Annotated in this window: 18 protein-coding genes; 7 read left to right on the top strand and 11 right to left on the bottom strand. The window is 62.6% G+C overall.

Going from position 1 to position 16544, the window contains the following annotated elements; translation table 11 throughout:
- Window positions 1–101 precede the first annotated feature (101 nt).
- The gene (gene glnL, locus LQ249_RS02620; protein WP_017849925.1) at window positions 102–1187 is read left to right on the top strand and encodes a nitrogen regulation protein NR(II); all 1086 of its coding nucleotides are present in this window, start codon (window positions 102–104) and stop codon (window positions 1185–1187) included.
- On the top strand, window positions 1184–2620 hold the full coding sequence (ntrC, locus tag LQ249_RS02615) for a nitrogen regulation protein NR(I) (RefSeq protein WP_017849926.1): 1437 nt from the start codon (window positions 1184–1186) through the stop codon (window positions 2618–2620). Before glnL ends, ntrC begins: the two co-directional genes overlap by 4 nt.
- Window positions 2621–3151: 531 nt before the next feature.
- Here ntrC and LQ249_RS02610 read toward each other — a convergent pair.
- Window positions 3152–3592 (bottom strand): hypothetical protein, encoded by a 441-nt coding sequence (locus LQ249_RS02610; RefSeq protein ID WP_079442662.1) that lies wholly within the window; start codon window positions 3590–3592, stop codon window positions 3152–3154.
- Between LQ249_RS02610 and LQ249_RS02605 the strand changes: the two genes are divergently transcribed.
- A complete protein-coding gene (locus LQ249_RS02605) occupies window positions 3591–4046 on the top strand; it encodes a tRNA (cytidine(34)-2'-O)-methyltransferase (protein WP_017849928.1) in 456 nt (151 codons plus the stop codon). The genes LQ249_RS02610 and LQ249_RS02605 overlap by 2 nt on opposite strands.
- Window positions 4047–4164: 118 nt before the next feature.
- Here LQ249_RS02605 and secB read toward each other — a convergent pair whose 3' ends face one another.
- The 3 genes from secB to LQ249_RS02590 are packed head-to-tail and all read right to left on the bottom strand — an operon-like array spanning window position 4165 to window position 5355.
- Complete coding sequence (secB, locus tag LQ249_RS02600) at window positions 4165–4644, bottom strand: protein-export chaperone SecB (protein WP_017849929.1); 480 nt, start codon at window positions 4642–4644, stop codon at window positions 4165–4167.
- Window positions 4645–4685: 41 nt separating this feature from the next.
- On the bottom strand, window positions 4686–4940 hold the full coding sequence (gene grxC / locus LQ249_RS02595) for a glutaredoxin 3 (RefSeq protein WP_046384999.1): 255 nt from the start codon (window positions 4938–4940) through the stop codon (window positions 4686–4688).
- 1 nt (window position 4941) lies between these two features.
- A complete protein-coding gene (locus LQ249_RS02590; protein ID WP_017849931.1) occupies window positions 4942–5355 on the bottom strand; it encodes a rhodanese-like domain-containing protein in 414 nt (137 codons plus the stop codon).
- A gap of 151 nt (window positions 5356–5506) precedes the next feature.
- On the opposite strand from LQ249_RS02590, the gene gpmI reads away from it, so the two are divergent.
- The 4 genes from gpmI to LQ249_RS02570 all read left to right on the top strand — a co-directional run bounded on the left by gpmI (window position 5507) and on the right by LQ249_RS02570 (window position 10715).
- Window positions 5507–7033 (top strand): 2,3-bisphosphoglycerate-independent phosphoglycerate mutase, encoded by a 1527-nt coding sequence (gene gpmI, locus LQ249_RS02585; RefSeq protein WP_079442661.1) that lies wholly within the window; start codon window positions 5507–5509, stop codon window positions 7031–7033.
- 258 nt (window positions 7034–7291) lie between these two features.
- Window positions 7292–8587 carry a murein hydrolase activator EnvC family protein gene (locus LQ249_RS02580; RefSeq protein ID WP_046385001.1) on the top strand — a complete coding sequence of 432 codons (1296 nt, stop codon included), beginning with the start codon at window positions 7292–7294 and terminating at the stop codon, window positions 8585–8587.
- Window positions 8588–8617: 30 nt separating this feature from the next.
- Window positions 8618–9934 (top strand): S41 family peptidase, encoded by a 1317-nt coding sequence (locus LQ249_RS02575; protein WP_046385002.1) that lies wholly within the window; start codon window positions 8618–8620, stop codon window positions 9932–9934.
- A gap of 1 nt (window position 9935) precedes the next feature.
- Complete coding sequence (locus tag LQ249_RS02570; RefSeq protein ID WP_017849935.1) at window positions 9936–10715, top strand: divergent polysaccharide deacetylase family protein; 780 nt, start codon at window positions 9936–9938, stop codon at window positions 10713–10715.
- Here the strand turns inward: LQ249_RS02570 and LQ249_RS02565 are convergent.
- From LQ249_RS02565 to LQ249_RS02535, 7 genes are all read right to left on the bottom strand, one after another.
- Complete coding sequence (locus LQ249_RS02565) at window positions 10706–11461, bottom strand: substrate-binding periplasmic protein (RefSeq protein WP_057003610.1); 756 nt, start codon at window positions 11459–11461, stop codon at window positions 10706–10708. The two genes, LQ249_RS02570 and LQ249_RS02565, sit on opposite strands and share 10 nt — an antisense overlap.
- 66 nt (window positions 11462–11527) lie before the next feature.
- A complete protein-coding gene (gene hisF, locus LQ249_RS02560) occupies window positions 11528–12298 on the bottom strand; it encodes an imidazole glycerol phosphate synthase subunit HisF (RefSeq protein ID WP_010563131.1) in 771 nt (256 codons plus the stop codon).
- Window positions 12299–12307: 9 nt separating this feature from the next.
- Window positions 12308–13045 (bottom strand): 1-(5-phosphoribosyl)-5-[(5-phosphoribosylamino)methylideneamino]imidazole-4-carboxamide isomerase, encoded by a 738-nt coding sequence (hisA, locus tag LQ249_RS02555; protein ID WP_017849937.1) that lies wholly within the window; start codon window positions 13043–13045, stop codon window positions 12308–12310.
- A 39-nt stretch (window positions 13046–13084) separates the two neighbouring features.
- The gene (locus LQ249_RS02550; RefSeq protein ID WP_017849938.1) at window positions 13085–13342 is read right to left on the bottom strand and encodes a DUF2164 domain-containing protein; all 258 of its coding nucleotides are present in this window, start codon (window positions 13340–13342) and stop codon (window positions 13085–13087) included.
- Window positions 13343–13981, bottom strand: coding sequence for an imidazole glycerol phosphate synthase subunit HisH (gene hisH, locus LQ249_RS02545; RefSeq protein ID WP_017849939.1), 639 nt, complete (start codon window positions 13979–13981; stop codon window positions 13343–13345).
- Complete coding sequence (hisB, locus tag LQ249_RS02540) at window positions 13981–14574, bottom strand: imidazoleglycerol-phosphate dehydratase HisB (RefSeq protein WP_017849940.1); 594 nt, start codon at window positions 14572–14574, stop codon at window positions 13981–13983. The genes hisH and hisB overlap by 1 nt, the downstream gene beginning before the upstream one ends.
- A gap of 169 nt (window positions 14575–14743) precedes the next feature.
- Complete coding sequence (locus tag LQ249_RS02535; RefSeq protein ID WP_046385006.1) at window positions 14744–16405, bottom strand: OFA family MFS transporter; 1662 nt, start codon at window positions 16403–16405, stop codon at window positions 14744–14746.
- Window positions 16406–16544 lie beyond the last annotated feature (139 nt).

The raw sequence follows: 16544 nt of genomic DNA, 5'->3' as shown, positions 1-16544 counted from the left end.
CAGGGCTTAAACGCTTCTTTTCGGAGCCTTGGTTTGGTTTTTGCATTTTCCTTGTATCAGCGTGTGCCTCAAGCCCGCGCCTTGCTCCAAAAGAGGTCCTGATGACCATCAGCGATGCACTGCACCGTTTGTTACTCGACAACCTGACCACCGCGACCATCCTGCTCAATGACGACCTGCGCCTTGAGTACATGAACCCGGCGGCGGAGATGCTCCTGGCCATCAGCGGGCAGCGCAGCCATGGGCAGTTCATCAGCGAGTTGTTCACCGAGTCGGCCGAAGCCTTGAGCTCGTTGCGCCAGGCAGTGGAGCAGGCACATCCGTTCACCAAGCGCGAAGCGATGCTCACCGCCCTGACCGGCCAGACCCTGACCGTCGACTACGCCGTGACCCCGATCCTGAGCAACGGCAGCACCCTGCTGCTGCTCGAAGTCCACCCGCGTGACCGCCTGCTGCGCATCACCAAGGAAGAAGCGCAGTTGTCCAAGCAGGAAACCAGCAAGATGCTGGTGCGCGGCCTGGCCCACGAGATCAAGAACCCGTTGGGCGGGATTCGCGGCGCGGCGCAGTTGCTGGCTCGTGAGCTGCCGGACGAGCACCTCAAGGACTACACCAACGTCATCATCGAAGAGGCCGACCGCCTGCGTAATCTGGTGGACCGCATGCTCGGCTCCAACAAGCTGCCGTCGCTGGCGATGACCAACGTGCATGAGGTGCTGGAGCGTGTCTGCCAGTTGGTCGAGGCCGAAAGCCAAGGCTGCATTACCTTGGTGCGCGACTATGACCCGAGCATTCCCGACGTGTTGATCGACCGCGAGCAGATGATCCAGGCGGTGCTCAACATCGTGCGCAACGCCATGCAGGCCATCAGCAGCCAGAACGAGCTGCGCCTGGGCCGCATCAGCCTGCGCACCCGCGCCTTGCGCCAGTTCACCATCGGCCACGTGCGCCATCGTCTGGTGACCAAAGTCGAAATCACCGACAACGGCCCGGGCATTCCAGCAGAACTGCAGGAAACCATTTTCTTCCCCATGGTCAGCGGCCGCCCGGACGGTACCGGGCTGGGCCTGGCCATTACCCAGAACATCATCAGCCAGCACCAGGGTCTGATCGAATGTGAGAGCCATCCTGGCCACACCACGTTCTCGATCTTTCTGCCTCTGGAACAAGGAGCCCCATCGACATGAGCCGTAGTGAAACTGTCTGGATCGTCGATGACGACCGTTCTATCCGCTGGGTCCTCGAGAAAGCCCTGCAACAGGAAGGCATGACCACCCAGAGCTTCGACAGCGCTGACGGGGTGATGAGCCGCCTGGCGCGCCAGCAGCCCGACGTGATCATCTCCGACATCCGCATGCCCGGTGCCAGCGGCCTGGACCTGCTGGCGCGGATTCGCGAGCAGCACCCGCGCCTGCCGGTGATCATCATGACCGCGCACTCGGACCTGGACAGCGCTGTCGCGTCCTACCAGGGTGGTGCCTTTGAGTACCTGCCCAAGCCGTTCGACGTGGACGAAGCGGTGGCGCTGGTCAAGCGCGCCAACCAGCACGCCCAGGAACAGCAGAACCAGGAAGCCCCGCCCGCCCTGACCCGCACCCCGGAAATCATCGGTGAAGCGCCGGCGATGCAGGAAGTGTTTCGCGCCATCGGGCGCTTGAGCCACTCCAACATCACCGTGCTGATCAACGGCGAGTCGGGCACCGGTAAAGAACTGGTGGCCCACGCCCTGCACCGCCACAGCCCGCGGGCGGCGTCGCCGTTCATCGCGCTGAACATGGCGGCGATTCCGAAGGACTTGATGGAGTCCGAGCTGTTCGGCCACGAGAAAGGCGCCTTCACCGGCGCGGCCAACCTGCGGCGCGGGCGGTTTGAACAGGCGGACGGCGGCACGCTGTTCCTCGATGAAATCGGCGACATGCCGGCCGATACCCAGACCCGCTTGCTGCGCGTGCTGGCGGACGGCGAGTTCTACCGTGTGGGCGGGCATACGCCGGTCAAGGTTGACGTGCGTATCATCGCCGCGACTCACCAGAACCTGGAAACCCTGGTGCATGCGGGCAAGTTCCGTGAGGACTTGTTCCACCGCCTCAACGTGATCCGCATCCACATCCCGCGCATGTCGGACCGTCGCGAAGACATCCCGACCCTCGCGCGCCACTTCCTCAGCCGCGCCGCCCAGGAGCTGGCCGTCGAGCCGAAGCTGCTGAAAAGCGAGACCGAGGAATACCTGAAGAACCTGCCGTGGCCCGGCAACGTGCGCCAACTGGAGAACACCTGCCGCTGGATCACGGTCATGGCGTCCGGGCGCGAAGTGCATATCAGCGACCTGCCGCCGGAGCTGCTCAGCCTGCCGCAGGATTCGGCCCCCGTGACCAACTGGGAACAGGCGCTGCGTCAATGGGCCGACCAGGCCCTGGCACGCGGCCAGTCGAACCTGCTGGACAGCGCCGTGCCGGCCTTCGAACGGATCATGATCGAAACCGCCCTCAAGCACACCGCCGGCCGCCGTCGCGATGCCGCCGTGCTGCTGGGTTGGGGCCGCAATACCCTGACGCGCAAGATCAAGGAACTGGGGATGAAGGTCGATGGCGCGGATGATGACGACGGTGACGAGGGCTGAATCTCAGCCCCACTGAAGATCGAATGTGGGAGGGGGCTTGCCCCCGATAGCGGCATGTCAGTCGGCATCTACATGACTGATCCACCGCAATCGGGGGCAAGCCCCCTCCCACATTTGGATCTGCACAAGGTTTGGCGACCATGCACCGCTTCAATGCACCATGAACCGGCATCGGGCACGGCGCCAACACCTCAAACCTTCGCACCGCCGCCTGAAATCAGACAACCGAAAACGCCAAAGCCCCGTATTCCGGGGCTTTTCGCTGTCTGGAGCGTTTTTTTCGAGCAACTTGGCCAGTGTGGCACGCGCCCTGCAATAACCCTGATACAACCCAGTTTCGGGGACCTTGGTACAGGCAGGCCGAGAATCCCCTCTTTACACCCGGGGTGCTTGATGCGAACCGCGTCGCGCTCCACACCGCTTTCGGGAACCTCGGTACAGGCAGGCCGGGGATTCCCTCTTTAACACGAAGCCGGATGGCTTCATCCCGTTTTGGGAGCCCTGGTACAGGCAGGCCGGGAACTCCCTCTTTTATTGCTCTTGGAGATGGATCTCCAGCCGCCAGCGGCCTTCAGCTTCCTCTCCCGACCATTCCCCACGCAACGGCCGCGCCGCCACCAGGTTGAGCAACAGGCCGCCATCGGTCTTGCGCACGCGCCAGTTCACATCCTTGTCATTGACCTTGAGCTGCCCGCTGGCGGCCTTGCCCTGCGCGTCGAACAACAGCGCCACGGTGCCGTCGATATGCTCGCCATGCAGCTTGGGTTCGCTGTTGAACCACACCACCACACCGTTGGCCGCCGGCGTCACCTGCAGCAATTCGACCGGGTCCGGGGCGGTCAGGCGCCCGATCATCAGGCCCACCATCAGGCCGACAATCGCCAAAGAGCCCAAAACCCTTGGCAATAGCTTCGGCCTGGGGTCTTCTTCGAGGGTAGAATGCAGCGCATCTTTGCCTTCGGAGCCGTGCATGTTTCACGTCATCCTTTTTCAACCAGAAATTCCGCCGAATACCGGCAACGTTATCAGGCTGTGCGCCAACAGTGGCTGCCACCTGCATTTGATCGAGCCGCTGGGCTTCGACATGGACGACAAGCGCCTGCGCCGCGCCGGGCTGGACTACCACGAGTATGCCACCCTGCAACGCCACGCTGACCTCGCCAGCTGCCTGGAAAGCCTCGGCCACCCTCGGTTGTTCGCGTTCACCACCAAGGGCTCGCGGCCGTTCCATGACGCCAGCTTCGCCGACGGCGACGCCTTCCTGTTCGGCCCGGAAAGCCGTGGCCTGCCGGCCGAGGTGCTCGACGCCCTGCCCGACGGCCATCGCCTGCGTTTGCCGATGCGCGAAGGTTGCCGCAGCCTGAACTTATCGAACACCGTCGCCGTCGCCGTCTACGAAGGCTGGCGCCAACTCGGCTTCAAGTAACACACATAACAAATGTGGGAGGGGGCTTGCCCCCGATTGCGGTGTGTCAGCTGAATAGGTGTTGGCTGACTCACTGCTATCGGGGGCAAGCCCCCTCCCACATTTTTAGCGCATCGACTTATTGAACCGTCGACGAACCTTCCTGTTGCATGCGCTGCAGCTCTTGCGCGTACAGGGCATCGAAGTTCACCGGAGCCAGCATCAGCGCCGGGAACGAGCCACGGGTGACCAGGCTGTCCAGGGTCTCGCGGGCATACGGGAACAGGATGTTCGGGCAGAACGCGCCCAGGGTGTGGCTCATGGACGCTTCGTCCAGGCCCTGGATCAGGAAGATACCGGCCTGTTGCACTTCAGCGATGAAGGCCACTTCTTCGCCGTTCTTGACGGTGACCGAGAGGGTCAGCACGACTTCGTGGAAGTCACCTTCCAGGGCTTTTTGACGGGTGTTCAGGTCCAGCCCGACGCTTGGGGTCCACTCCTGACGGAAGATGGCCGGGCTTTTCGGCGCTTCGAACGACAGGTCACGCACATAGATGCGCTGCAGCGAAAACTGTGGGCCTTGGGCTTCTGCTGCTTCGGTGTTCTGTTGGTCAGTCATCGCAGATCCTTCTTGATCTTGGGTCTTTTAGGGTTTAGGAGTCAGACGTGAAGCAGCGCGTCCAGCTTGCCGGCGCGCTCAAGGGCAAACAGGTCATCGCATCCACCGACGTGCTTGGCGCCGATCCAGATCTGCGGCACGGACGTGCGTCCCGCCTTCTGGGCCATTTCGGCGCGCACCTGGGGTTTGCCGTCGACCTTGATCTCTTCGAAGGCAACACCCTTTTTCTCCAGCAAGGCCTTGGCCCGCATGCAGTAAGGGCACCAATCGCTGGAATACACGACAACCTGGCTCATATCACTTCACCAGCGGCAGGTTGTCGGCGCGCCAGCTGCTGATACCACCAGACAGTTTGGCGGCGGTAAAGCCGGTCTTGAGCATTTCGCGGGCATGGGTGCCGGAGTGCTGGCCTTGGGCGTCGACCAGGATGATGGTCTTGGCCTTGTGCTTTTCCAGCTCGGCCAGGCGCGCGATCAGCTTGTCCTGGGGAATGTTCAGGGCGCCAACGATATGACCGGCGGCAAAATCCTTGGCCGGACGGATATCCACGACAACGGCCTCATCCTTGTTGACCAGCGCGGTCAGCTCCGACGTGCTCAGGCTGCGGCCACCGCGGCTCATTTCATGAGCGATCAGCAGCGCCAGCAGGATGACGAAGGCACCCGCGAGCAGGTAGTGGGCAGTGGCAAATGCAATCAGGTGATCAACCATCAAGGAGGTTCCAGGGCGTTAAAATGGCGGTAAGTATACACAGCCGTCAGGGGGGGCCAACCCCCGTAAAGCGGTGACGTGGTCGGAACTTCGCTTTAAACTGCCACTCCCTTTTCAATCCCCTTCATCAATTACCGCCGCGAGAGGATCTATGACTACGACGCCTAAACCTTTGGTCCTGATAATTCTCGATGGCTTCGGACACAGTGAAAGCCACCACGACAACGCCGTGTACTCGGCCAACAAGCCGGTGCTGGACCGTCTGACCGCCACTTTGCCCAACGGGCTGATCTCCGGTTCGGGCATGGATGTGGGCCTGCCGGACGGCCAAATGGGCAACTCGGAAGTCGGCCACATGAACCTCGGCGCCGGACGAGTGGTCTATCAGGACTTCACCCGCGTGACCAAAGCGATCCGCGACGGCGAGTTCTTCGAGAACCCGACCATCTGCGCAGCCGTCGATAAAGCCGTCGCTGCCGGCAAGGCCGTGCACTTCATGGGCCTGCTGTCCGATGGCGGCGTACACAGCCACCAGGACCACCTCGTGGCCATGGCCGAACTGGCCTTCAAGCGCGGCGCCGACAAGATCTACCTGCACGCCTTCCTCGACGGCCGCGACACGCCGCCGAAAAGCGCGCAATCGTCGATCGAACTGCTGGACGCCACCTTCGCCGCCCTCGGCAAGGGCCGCATCGCCAGCCTGGTCGGTCGCTATTTCGCGATGGACCGCGACAACCGCTGGGACCGCGTGTCCCAGGCCTACAACCTGATCGTCGACGGCCAGGCCGAATTCAACGCCGCCACCGCCCAGGAAGGCCTGGAAGCCGCCTACGCGCGTGGCGAGAGCGATGAGTTCGTCAAGGCCACCACCATCGGCGAGCCGGTGAAAGTGGAAGACGGCGACGCCGTGGTGTTCATGAACTTCCGCGCCGACCGTGCCCGCGAGCTGAGCCATGTGTTCGTCGACCCGGGTTTCAAGGACTTCGAACGCGCGCGCCAGCCGAAAATCGAGTTCGTGATGCTCACCCAATACGCCGCCAACATCCCGGCCCCGTCGGCTTTTGCCCCCGGCAGCCTGGAAAACGTGCTGGGCGACTACCTGGCGAAAAACGGCAAGACCCAACTGCGCATCGCCGAAACCGAGAAGTACGCCCACGTGACCTTCTTCTTCTCCGGCGGCCGCGAAGAACCGTTCCCGGGCGAAGAGCGCATCCTGATCCCGTCGCCGAAAGTCGCGACCTACGACCTGCAACCGGAAATGAGCGCACCGCAAGTCACCGACAAGATCGTCGACGCCATCGATAACCAGCGCTATGACGTGATCGTGGTCAACTACGCCAACGGCGACATGGTCGGCCACAGCGGCAACCTGGCCGCCGCGATCAAGGCCGTGGAATGCCTGGACCTGTGCGTAGGCCGCATCGTCGACGCCCTGGAAAAAGTCGGCGGCGAAGCGCTGATCACCGCCGACCATGGCAACTGCGAGCAAATGTCCGACGAGTCCACCGGGCAAGCCCACACCGCCCACACCACCGAGCCGGTGCCGTTCATCTACGTCGGCAAGCGTGACCTGAAAGTGCGCAAAGGCGGCGTGCTGGCCGATGTGGCGCCGACCATGCTGATGTTGATGGGGTTGGAGAAGCCCAAAGAGATGACCGGCACCTCGATTCTGGTCTGATCTAAACCACACCGCAGAACCAATGTGGGAGGGGGCTTGCCCCCGATAGCAGTGGATCAGCCAACACCTATTCAGCTGACACACCGCAATCGGGGGCAAGCCCCCTCCCACACTAGGCTCTCTGTGTTGGGTAGATGTCTTTTCGCCATACCACTGCCGCTCGGCACCTATCTTGCCCAGAAGCCCGAATTGGGCGTTTTTTTTGCAGCGCTTGCCGGGCATACTAGGCCGTCCCTTTCCCTGGTGTCGCCCGCCTCTATGCTTCGCGCCTTGATTACCCTCGCTCTCGTCTGCCTGCTCCAACCGGCATTTGCCGATGAGCGCGCGCAAACCCAACAACAGTTGGACGCTACGCGTCAGGACATCACCGAGCTGAAAAAACTGCTCGGCAAGCTCCAGGAAGAGAAATCCGGGGTGCAGAAAGACCTGCGCGGCACGGAAACCGAGATGGGCAAGCTGGAGAAGCAGGTCCAGGAGCTACAAAAAGAATTAAAGAAGAGCGAGTCGGAACTGGAGCGACTCGACGCTGAGAAAAAAAAACTCCAGAGCGCCCGCGTTGAACAGCAACGCCTGATCGCGATCCAGGCCCGCGCCGCCTACCAGAGTGGCCGCCAGGAGTACCTCAAGCTGCTGCTCAACCAGCAGAACCCGGAAAAATTCGCACGCACCCTGACCTACTACGATTACCTGAGCAAGGCACGCCTTGCCCAACTGAAGGGCTTCAACGAGACCCTGCGCCAACTGGCCAACGTCGAACAGGAAATCGCCGACCAGCAATCGCAACTGCTCGACCAGAAAAGCAGCCTCGACAGCCAGCGCGACCAGCTCGACAAGGTGCGCAAGGAACGCCAGTTGGCCCTGGCCAAGCTCAATGACGACGTAAAGGCCCGCGACGCCAAGCTGCAAGCCCGCGAGCAGGACCAGGCCGACCTCGGCAAAGTGTTGAAAACCATCGAAGAAACCCTGGCTCGCCAGGCACGCGAGGCCGAAGAAGCGCGACAGAAAGCGCTGATCGCCCAGCAGGAAGCGGAAAAAAAGCGCCAGCGTGAGGCCGAACTGGCAGCCACGAGCGACGCCCCGGCACCGCGCAAACCGGCGCACGCAGCGCCCGGGCCGCTGGTTTCCAGCGCGGGCGAATCCTTCGGCGGGCCTTTTGCTTCCGCGCGCGGCAAACTTCCGTGGCCGGTTGATGGTCGACTGCTGGCACGCTTTGGGGAAACCCGCGGCGATGACACCCGCGCCAAGTGGGACGGGGTGATGATCAGCGCGGCCGCCGGCAGCCAGGTCCACGCCGTCCACGGCGGTCGTGTGGTGTTTGCCGATTGGCTGCGGGGCGCCGGTTTATTGGTGATTCTCGACCACGGTAATGGCTATTTGAGTCTTTATGGCCACAATCAGACTTTACTCAAGTCGGCAGGTGATGTGGTAAAAGCCGGGGAATCCATCTCCACTGTCGGTAACAGTGGCGGCCAGGACACCCCGGCGCTGTACTTCGCTATTCGTCAGCAGGGCCGCCCGAGCGATCCTGCACAATGGTGCCGCACCCAAGGATAGGGTCGCATCTACATTAGGAGTTCGTTCGACATGCTGCATTTGTCCCGCCTCACTTCGCTGGCCCTGACGATCGCCCTGGTGATCGGCGCGCCTCTGGCTTTCGCCGACCAGGCCGCACCGGCTGCACCCGCCGGCATGGCCGCGACCACCAAGGCGCCGTTGCCGCTGGACGAGTTGCGCACCTTTGCCGAGGTCATGGACCGGATCAAGGCAGCCTATGTCGAACCCGTGGACGACAAGACCCTGCTGGAAAATGCCATCAAGGGCATGCTCAGCAACCTCGACCCGCACTCCGCCTACCTCGGCCCGGAAGATTTCGCCGAGCTGCAGGAAAGCACCAGCGGTGAGTTCGGTGGCCTGGGCATTGAAGTCGGCGCCGAAGACGGCCAGATCAAAGTGGTATCGCCGATCGACGATACCCCGGCGTCCAAGGCCGGCATCCAGGCTGGCGACCTGATCGTCAAGATCAACGGCCAGCCGACCCGTGGCCAGACCATGACCGAAGCCGTCGACAAGATGCGCGGCAAGATCGGCCAGAAAATCACCCTGACCCTGGTGCGCGACGGCGGCGCGCCGTTCGACGTGACCCTGGCCCGCGCGACCATCACGGTCAAGAGCGTGAAGAGCCAGTTGCTGGAGTCGGGCTACGGCTACATCCGCATCACCCAGTTCCAGGTCAAGACCGGCGACGAAGTGGCCAAGGCCCTGGCCAAGCTGCGTAAAGACAACGGCAAGAAGCTCAACGGCATCGTGCTCGACCTGCGCAACAACCCCGGTGGCGTGCTGCAGTCGGCGGTGGAAGTGGTCGACCACTTCATCACCAAAGGCCTGATCGTCTACACCAAGGGCCGTATCGCCAACTCCGAACTGCGCTTCTCGGCCACCGGCAACGACCTCAGCGAAAACGTGCCGCTGGCCGTGCTGATCAACGGCGGCAGCGCCTCGGCCTCGGAGATCGTCGCCGGCGCCCTGCAAGACCAGAAGCGCGGTGTGCTGATGGGCACCACCAGTTTCGGCAAAGGCTCGGTGCAAACCGTGTTGCCGCTGAACAACGAGCGCGCCCTGAAAATCACCACCGCGCTGTACTACACGCCGAACGGCCGCTCGATCCAGGCCCAGGGCATCGTGCCGGACATCGAAGTGCGCAAGGCCAAGATCACCAACGAGGTCGACAGCGAGTACTACAAGGAAGCCGACCTGCAAGGCCACCTCGGCAATGGCAACGGCGGCGCCGACCAGCCGACCGGCAGCAGTGCCAAGGCCAAGCCGATGCCGCAGGACGATGACTACCAACTGGCCCAGGCGTTGAGCCTGCTCAAGGGCTTGAGCATCACGCGCAGCCGTTGATATGCGCGTTGCCCTGATCATCGCTGCACTGTGCAGCCTGGCCGGGGTCGCCCACGCGACCCCGGCCAGCGAACCGCACAAAGCCTACCTGACTCTGATCATCGACGACCTGGGGCAAAACCTGCCCCGGGATCGCCGTGTGCTGGCCCTGCCCGGCCCGGTGACCACGGCGATCATGCCCGACACGCCCCACGCCGCCGAATTCGCCCGCGAAGCGCACAAGGCCGGCAAGATCGTGATCCTGCACATGCCCATGGACCCGGCCACCGGCCCGTTCGCCTGGCACCCCGAGTTGCCTATCGAAGAGCTCGGCAAGCGCCTGGACGCTGCGTTCAAGGCCGTGCCCTACACCGCCGGCATCAACAACCACATGGGCAGCCGCATGACTGCCCAGCCCGAAGCGATGGCCTGGCTGATGGGCGAGTTGCAACGGCGCCACAAGTTCTTTGTCGACAGCCGCACCAGCGCGCAGACCGTCGGCGCCGCCGAAGCGCAGAAGATCGGCCTGGCCAGCGTCTCGCGGGATGTGTTCCTCGACGACGAACGCACCGAAGCCGCGATCACCACGCAATTGCAGAGCGCCATCAAACTGGCCCATAAACAGGGCTCAGCGGTGATGATCGGCCATCCGTATCCACAAACCCTGGCGGTGCTCGAACGCGAGCTGCCCAAGCTCAAGGCCCAGGGCGTGGACTGGATTGATATCAAACTGATGATCAGCGTGCGCAGCAATCAGGCGATGGCTGGGCACGGCAAGAACGGCACCTATCGCTACAAATAGCGCGCCATCATCTGGTCGAGCAGGCCTTCCTCGCGCAACTGATCCAACGCTGCCTGCAGCTTGGCCACCGTTTCGTCCGGCACATCCTTGTTCAGCGCCAGGTACAACTGGGCACTGTTGAAGCGAAGCACAGTCTTGAGCCCGGTCACACCGACCTGGCGCGCCAGGTAGCGGCCGGCCGGGTCGCCGGTGGCCCACAGGTCGATCTGGTCATCTAGCAGCTTTTGCGCGTTGTCCTGGTCACGCAGCACCAGCACTGGCTTGAGGCCCTGCTTCTCCAGGGTCTCGGCAATCGCGTCGCCCTTGTACGCGCCAATCTTGTAGCGCCGCGCCTGCGCCAGCTCGTCGAGCTGGATTTTGCTGTCGGCCTTGGCCAGCATCACCCAGTCATCCGGGCCGATAGGGCCGACCCATTTGAACAGCGCTTCGCGCTCCGGCAGGCGGGCCATCACGAACACGCCGTAGCCGGGGTTTTCCAGGGCGAGTTTGTAGATCCGCTCCCAAGGAAAACGCAGAGTGAGGCTGTAGGAAATGCCAGCACGCTTGAAGGTTTCGCGCATGATGTCCACGGCGATGCCTTCGACATTCTCGTCCTTGGCGAAGTTCTTGCCGTTTTTCGCCATGTTGTAGGGCGGGAAGTTTTCCGTCAGCAACACCAGGGAGGCGTCAGACGATTCTTCGGCTTGGGCCACTCCGATCATGAGCACGGAGGTACTGGCGAGCGCGAGCAACAGGTCTTTGAGCATGAAAGTTACCGGAATCCATGGCAAGCGCAGAGAGTGCCGCGCACTTGCCATGGTGTCCAGCAGCGTTTAGCGCACCACGATACCGCGCGCGGCCATGTACGCCTTGGCCTCGGGGACGGTGTATTCGCCGAAGTGGAAAATACTCGCCGCCAACACGGCGCTGGCGTGGCCTTCGATCACGCCGTCGGCCAGGTGCTGCAGGTTGCCGACGCCGCCGGACGCGATCACCGGAATGCCCAGCGCATCGCTGATGGCACGGGTCACGCCGAGGTCGAAGCCGTTTTTCATGCCATCCTGGTCCATGCTGGTCAGCAGGATTTCACCGGCGCCCAGGCCTTCCATCTTCATCGCCCACTCCACCGCGTCCAGGCCGGTCGGCTTGCGCCCGCCGTGGGTGAAGATCTCCCAGCGCGGCGGTTCGCCGGGGCCGGAGACTTTCTTGGCGTCGATGGCCACCACGATGCACTGCGAGCCGAAGTGCTGTGCGGCTTCGCCGACGAACTCCGGGTTGAACACTGCGGCGGTGTTGATCGAGACCTTGTCCGCGCCGGCATTGAGCAGGTTGCGGATGTCTTGCACGGTGCGAACGCCACCGCCCACGGTCAGCGGGATGAACACCTGGCTGGCCATGCGCTCGACGGTATGCAGCGTGGTGTCGCGGCCGTCGACGCTGGCGGTGATGTCGAGAAAGGTAATCTCGTCGGCACCTTGCTCATCGTAGCGACGGGCGATTTCCACCGGGTCGCCGGCGTCACGGATGTTCTCGAACTTGACGCCCTTGACCACGCGACCGTTGTCGACGTCCAGGCAAGGGATGATGCGTTTGGCCAGCGCCATGGTCAGTCCTCAGCCGTTGTAGGCATCGCAGTAAGCCTGGGCTTCGGCGACGTCCAGGGTGCCTTCGTAGATTGCGCGGCCGGTGATCGCGCCGATGATTCCAGGGGCCCGGGCATCCAGCAGCGACTTGATGTCACCCAGGTTGTGGATGCCACCGGACGCGATCACCGGGATCCTGGTCGCCGCCGCCAGCGCAGCGGTGAACGGTACGTTGCAGCCCTGCATCATGCCGTCTTTGGCGATGTCGGTGTAAACGATGGCGGACACGCCGTCGGCTTCGAACTGCTTGGCCAGGTCGATCACCTGCACCGTGCTGATTTCCGCCCAGCCGTCGGTGGCGACGAAACCGTCCTTGGCGTCCAGGCCGACGATCACCTTGCCCGGGAACGCGCGGCAGGCTTCGGCGACGAAGGCCGGGTCTTTCACGGCCTTGGTGCCGATGATCACGTAGCTTACGCCGGCCTTGACGTAGTGTTCGATGGTTTCCAGGGAGCGGATACCGCCGCCGATCTGGATCGGCAGGTTCGGGTAGCGCTTAGCGATCGCAGTCACCACTTCGCCATTGACCGGCTGGCCTTCGAAGGCGCCGTTCAGGTCCACCAGATGCAGGCGACGGCAACCACCGTCCACCCATTTGGCAGCCATGCTCACCGGGTCGTCGGAAAACACCGTGGAATCTTCCATGCGGCCCTGGCGCAGACGCACGCAAGCGCCGTCCTTGAGATCGATAGCGGGGATAATCAGCATCTGGCAAACCTTATTCGATATTCAGCAATGCTTGGGAAATCAGGGTTTCTCAAGCGACCACAGGTCGCTTTCGATGCTTTCGAACCGTTCCCTAAGGAGCGTCTGCGTATCGAAAATCGCCCTGTTGTAATAGTGCGGCGCAACTTCAATGGTGAACAACTCAAGGATCTCGGCAACCTCGAACGAGCCCAGCTTGAGCTCGAAACGGTCCTCCATGAAGCGCTTGATCTTGTTGGTAGCCTCACGTTCCTGTTCGGGCGTGAGGTTCAGGATCGGCAGCTTCGGTTTCTTGGCCATCTACCAGCGACCGTCCCACGCAGCGAAGTTCTGCAGCAATTGCAGGCCATGGGTATGGCTCTTCTCCGGGTGGAACTGCACCGCAAAACGCGAACCTTCGGCCAGCGCAGCGGCGAAGTCGACGCCGTAGTGCCCGCCACCCACCACCTGGCGCGGGTTACCGGCGGCGATGTAGTAGCTGTGGACGAAGTAAAAGCGCGCCATGTCCGGGATCTCATGCCACAGCGGGTGATCCACGGTGCGCCGCACTTCGTTCCAGCCCATGTGCGGGACTTTCAGGTGCTCGCCGTCTTCATGCAGGTCCTTGCCGAAGAACTTCACTTCGCCTGGAAACAGGCCGATGCAGTCGACGCCGTCGTTCTCTTCACTGCGCTCGAGCAAGGCTTGCATGCCCACGCAAATGCCGAGGAACGGCCGGTCCTGGCTGACCTCGCGCACCAGGCTGTCAAAGCCCAGGCGACGGATTTCGGCCATGCAATCGCGAATCGCGCCAACGCCCGGGAACACCACGCGGTCAGCCTCGCGAATCACCGTGGCATCGCTGGTGATCAGCACCTTGCCAGCCCCTACGTGCTCGAGGGCCTTGGCCACCGAGTGCAGGTTGCCCATGCCGTAATCGATAACCGCGACCGTCTGCATTACAGGACGCCCTTGGTCGATGGCATTTGCCCGGCCATGCGCTCATCCAGCTCCACCGCCATGCGCAGCGCGCGACCGAAGGCCTTGAACACGGTTTCGATCTGGTGGTGGGTGTTGGTGCCGCGCAGGTTGTCGATGTGCAGGCTGACGAGGGCGTGGTTGACGAAACCCTGGAAGAATTCCTGGAACAGGTCGACGTCGAAGCCGCCCACGGTGGCGCGGGTGTAGGGCACGTGCATCTGCAGGCCGGGGCGGCCGGAGAAGTCGATGACCACACGCGACAGTGCTTCATCCAGCGGGACATAGGCGTGGCCGTAGCGACGGATGCCTTTTTTGTCGCCGATGGCCTTGGCGAAAGCCTGGCCGAGGGTGATACCGACATCCTCCACCGTGTGGTGGTCGTCGATATGCAGGTCGCCCTTGCTGACGATATCCAGGTCGATCAGCCCATGACGGGCGATCTGGTCCAGCATGTGCTCAAGAAAAGGTACACCGATATCAAATCGGGCCTTTCCGGTGCCATCCAGGTTGATCGAGGCTTTGATCTGGGTTTCCAGAGTGTCGCGCTCGACGGACGCCTTACGTTCGGCCATCACCAGCTCCGCAAAATCATTGGGCGAAAAAGGCAGCCATTATAGGGGCGCGGGCGCTAAACAGAAACATCGAAGGGGATAAGACTGACGAGTTGAAGCGAGGAAGGTCGACGCTAGACATGTGCATACAAGCGGGCGCTCCAGGATGGTGCGCCCGCCTGCAGTCAACTTAGTGGAACAGTACCGCCGTCTTTTGCAGGGTCACCCACACACCCCACGCCAACGGAATACCCACCACCAACCAGGCCGCGACAGCCAGCGGCTTGCTGCCGGCGGAGGCTTTCCACTCCAGCACGGTGCTCGAATCGGCACCCTTGTCATGGCCCAGCGCCTGTTCGGCGGCCAGTTCGGCGTCGCTCATGAAGTACTTGTCGGCCACCGGGCGCACCAGCAGGTTGCAGATGAAACCCAGCACCAGCAGGCCGGCGAGGATGTACAAGGTGATGTCGTAGGCGGCGGCGCGTTCGACGCCGATGCTCAACTGATATTCACGCAGGTAGTTCACCAACACCGGGCCCAGCACGCCCGCCGCAGCCCAGGCGGTCAGCAGGCGACCATGGATCGCGCCGACCATCTGGGTGCCGAACAGGTCGGCCAGGTAAGCCGGAACCGTCGCAAAACCGCCGCCGTACATCGACAGGATGATGCAGAACGCCGCCACGAACAGCGCCACGTTGCCCAGGTGCCCGAGGTTCGGGATCAGCGCATACAGGGCAAAGCCCAGGGCGAAGAACACGAAGTAGGTGTTTTTACGGCCCAGGTAGTCGGAGAACGACGCCCAGAAGAACCGGCCACCAATGTTGAACAGGCTCAACAGCCCGGTAAAGCCCGCCGCGATCGCCGCGATCGAGGCCAGTTGCCCGGCATTCAGTTGGCCGAACGGCACATCCACACCCAGCAACTTGCCGCCGAACACTTCCTGCAGCAGCGGCGAAGCCATGCCGAGGATGCCGATACCGGCCGATACGTTCAGGCACAGCACCAGCCAGACCAGACGGAATTGCGGGGTTTTCCAGGCGACGTTCACGTGAACGTGACGATGGGTGATCATCGCATTGCTGGCTTTTTTCACCGGCGCGGTCCAGCCCTCAGGCTTCCAGCCGGTCGGCGGAACACGGTAGGACAGCGCGCCACCGATCATGAACACGAAGTAAATCGCCGCCATCACCAGAAAGCTCTGCCACACGCCGACGCTGGTCGGCGAAGCGAAGTGCCCCATCAGCGCTGCCGCCAGGGGAGCCCCCACCATCGCGCCGCCGCCGAAGCCCATGATCGCCATGCCGGTGGCCATGCCGCGCTTGTCCGGGAACCACTTGATCAGGGTCGACACGGGCGAGATATAACCCAGGCCCAGGCCGATACCGCCAATGACCCCGGAGCCGATCCACATCAGCCAGATCTGGTGGGTATAAATCCCCAGCGCCGAAATCAGCAGGCCGCCACACCAGCACAGCGCCGAGACGACGCCCGCCTTGCGTGGCCCGGCATGTTCCAGCCAGCCGCCCCAGATCGCCGCCGAGCAGCCCAGGAAGATGAAGAACAGGGTGTAGATCCAGCCCAGCATGGAGATCGGCCAGTCGCACTGAGACGAGAAGACCTGAGCGATAAAGCTCATATCCGGCGCACAGGCCACCGGCGCGCTGATCCCCAGCGCCTTGGACAGCGGCAGCCAGAACACCGAGAAGCCGTAGGCCATGCCGATACACAGGTGGATGGCCAGAGCGGCCGGTGGAACCAGCCAGCGGTTGAACCCGGGCTTGGCGATGATGCGCTCCTTGGACAGGAACGCAGGCTGCGCGGCAGCAATACCCGCCGCAGTGCTAGTGTTCATTAGTGTTTCCCCCAGTTATTAGTATGTGTTCGTCAGGCGCTCTCTCCTTCGGCCTTGCACGCAGGGCGTGACCGTTTTGTTGAATAAAGCTCCATTTAAAGCGCGACGTTACGTCGCAGAAGGCGGACGAACGCGCAGA

Origin of the sequence: Pseudomonas sp. 7-41 (genome assembly GCF_021233075.1) — a bacterium.
Classification (GTDB): Bacteria; Pseudomonadota; Gammaproteobacteria; order Pseudomonadales; family Pseudomonadaceae; genus Aquipseudomonas; species Aquipseudomonas veronii.
Note: the sequence above shows the minus strand (reverse complement) of the source record. Positions and strands in the feature narration are given on the sequence as shown.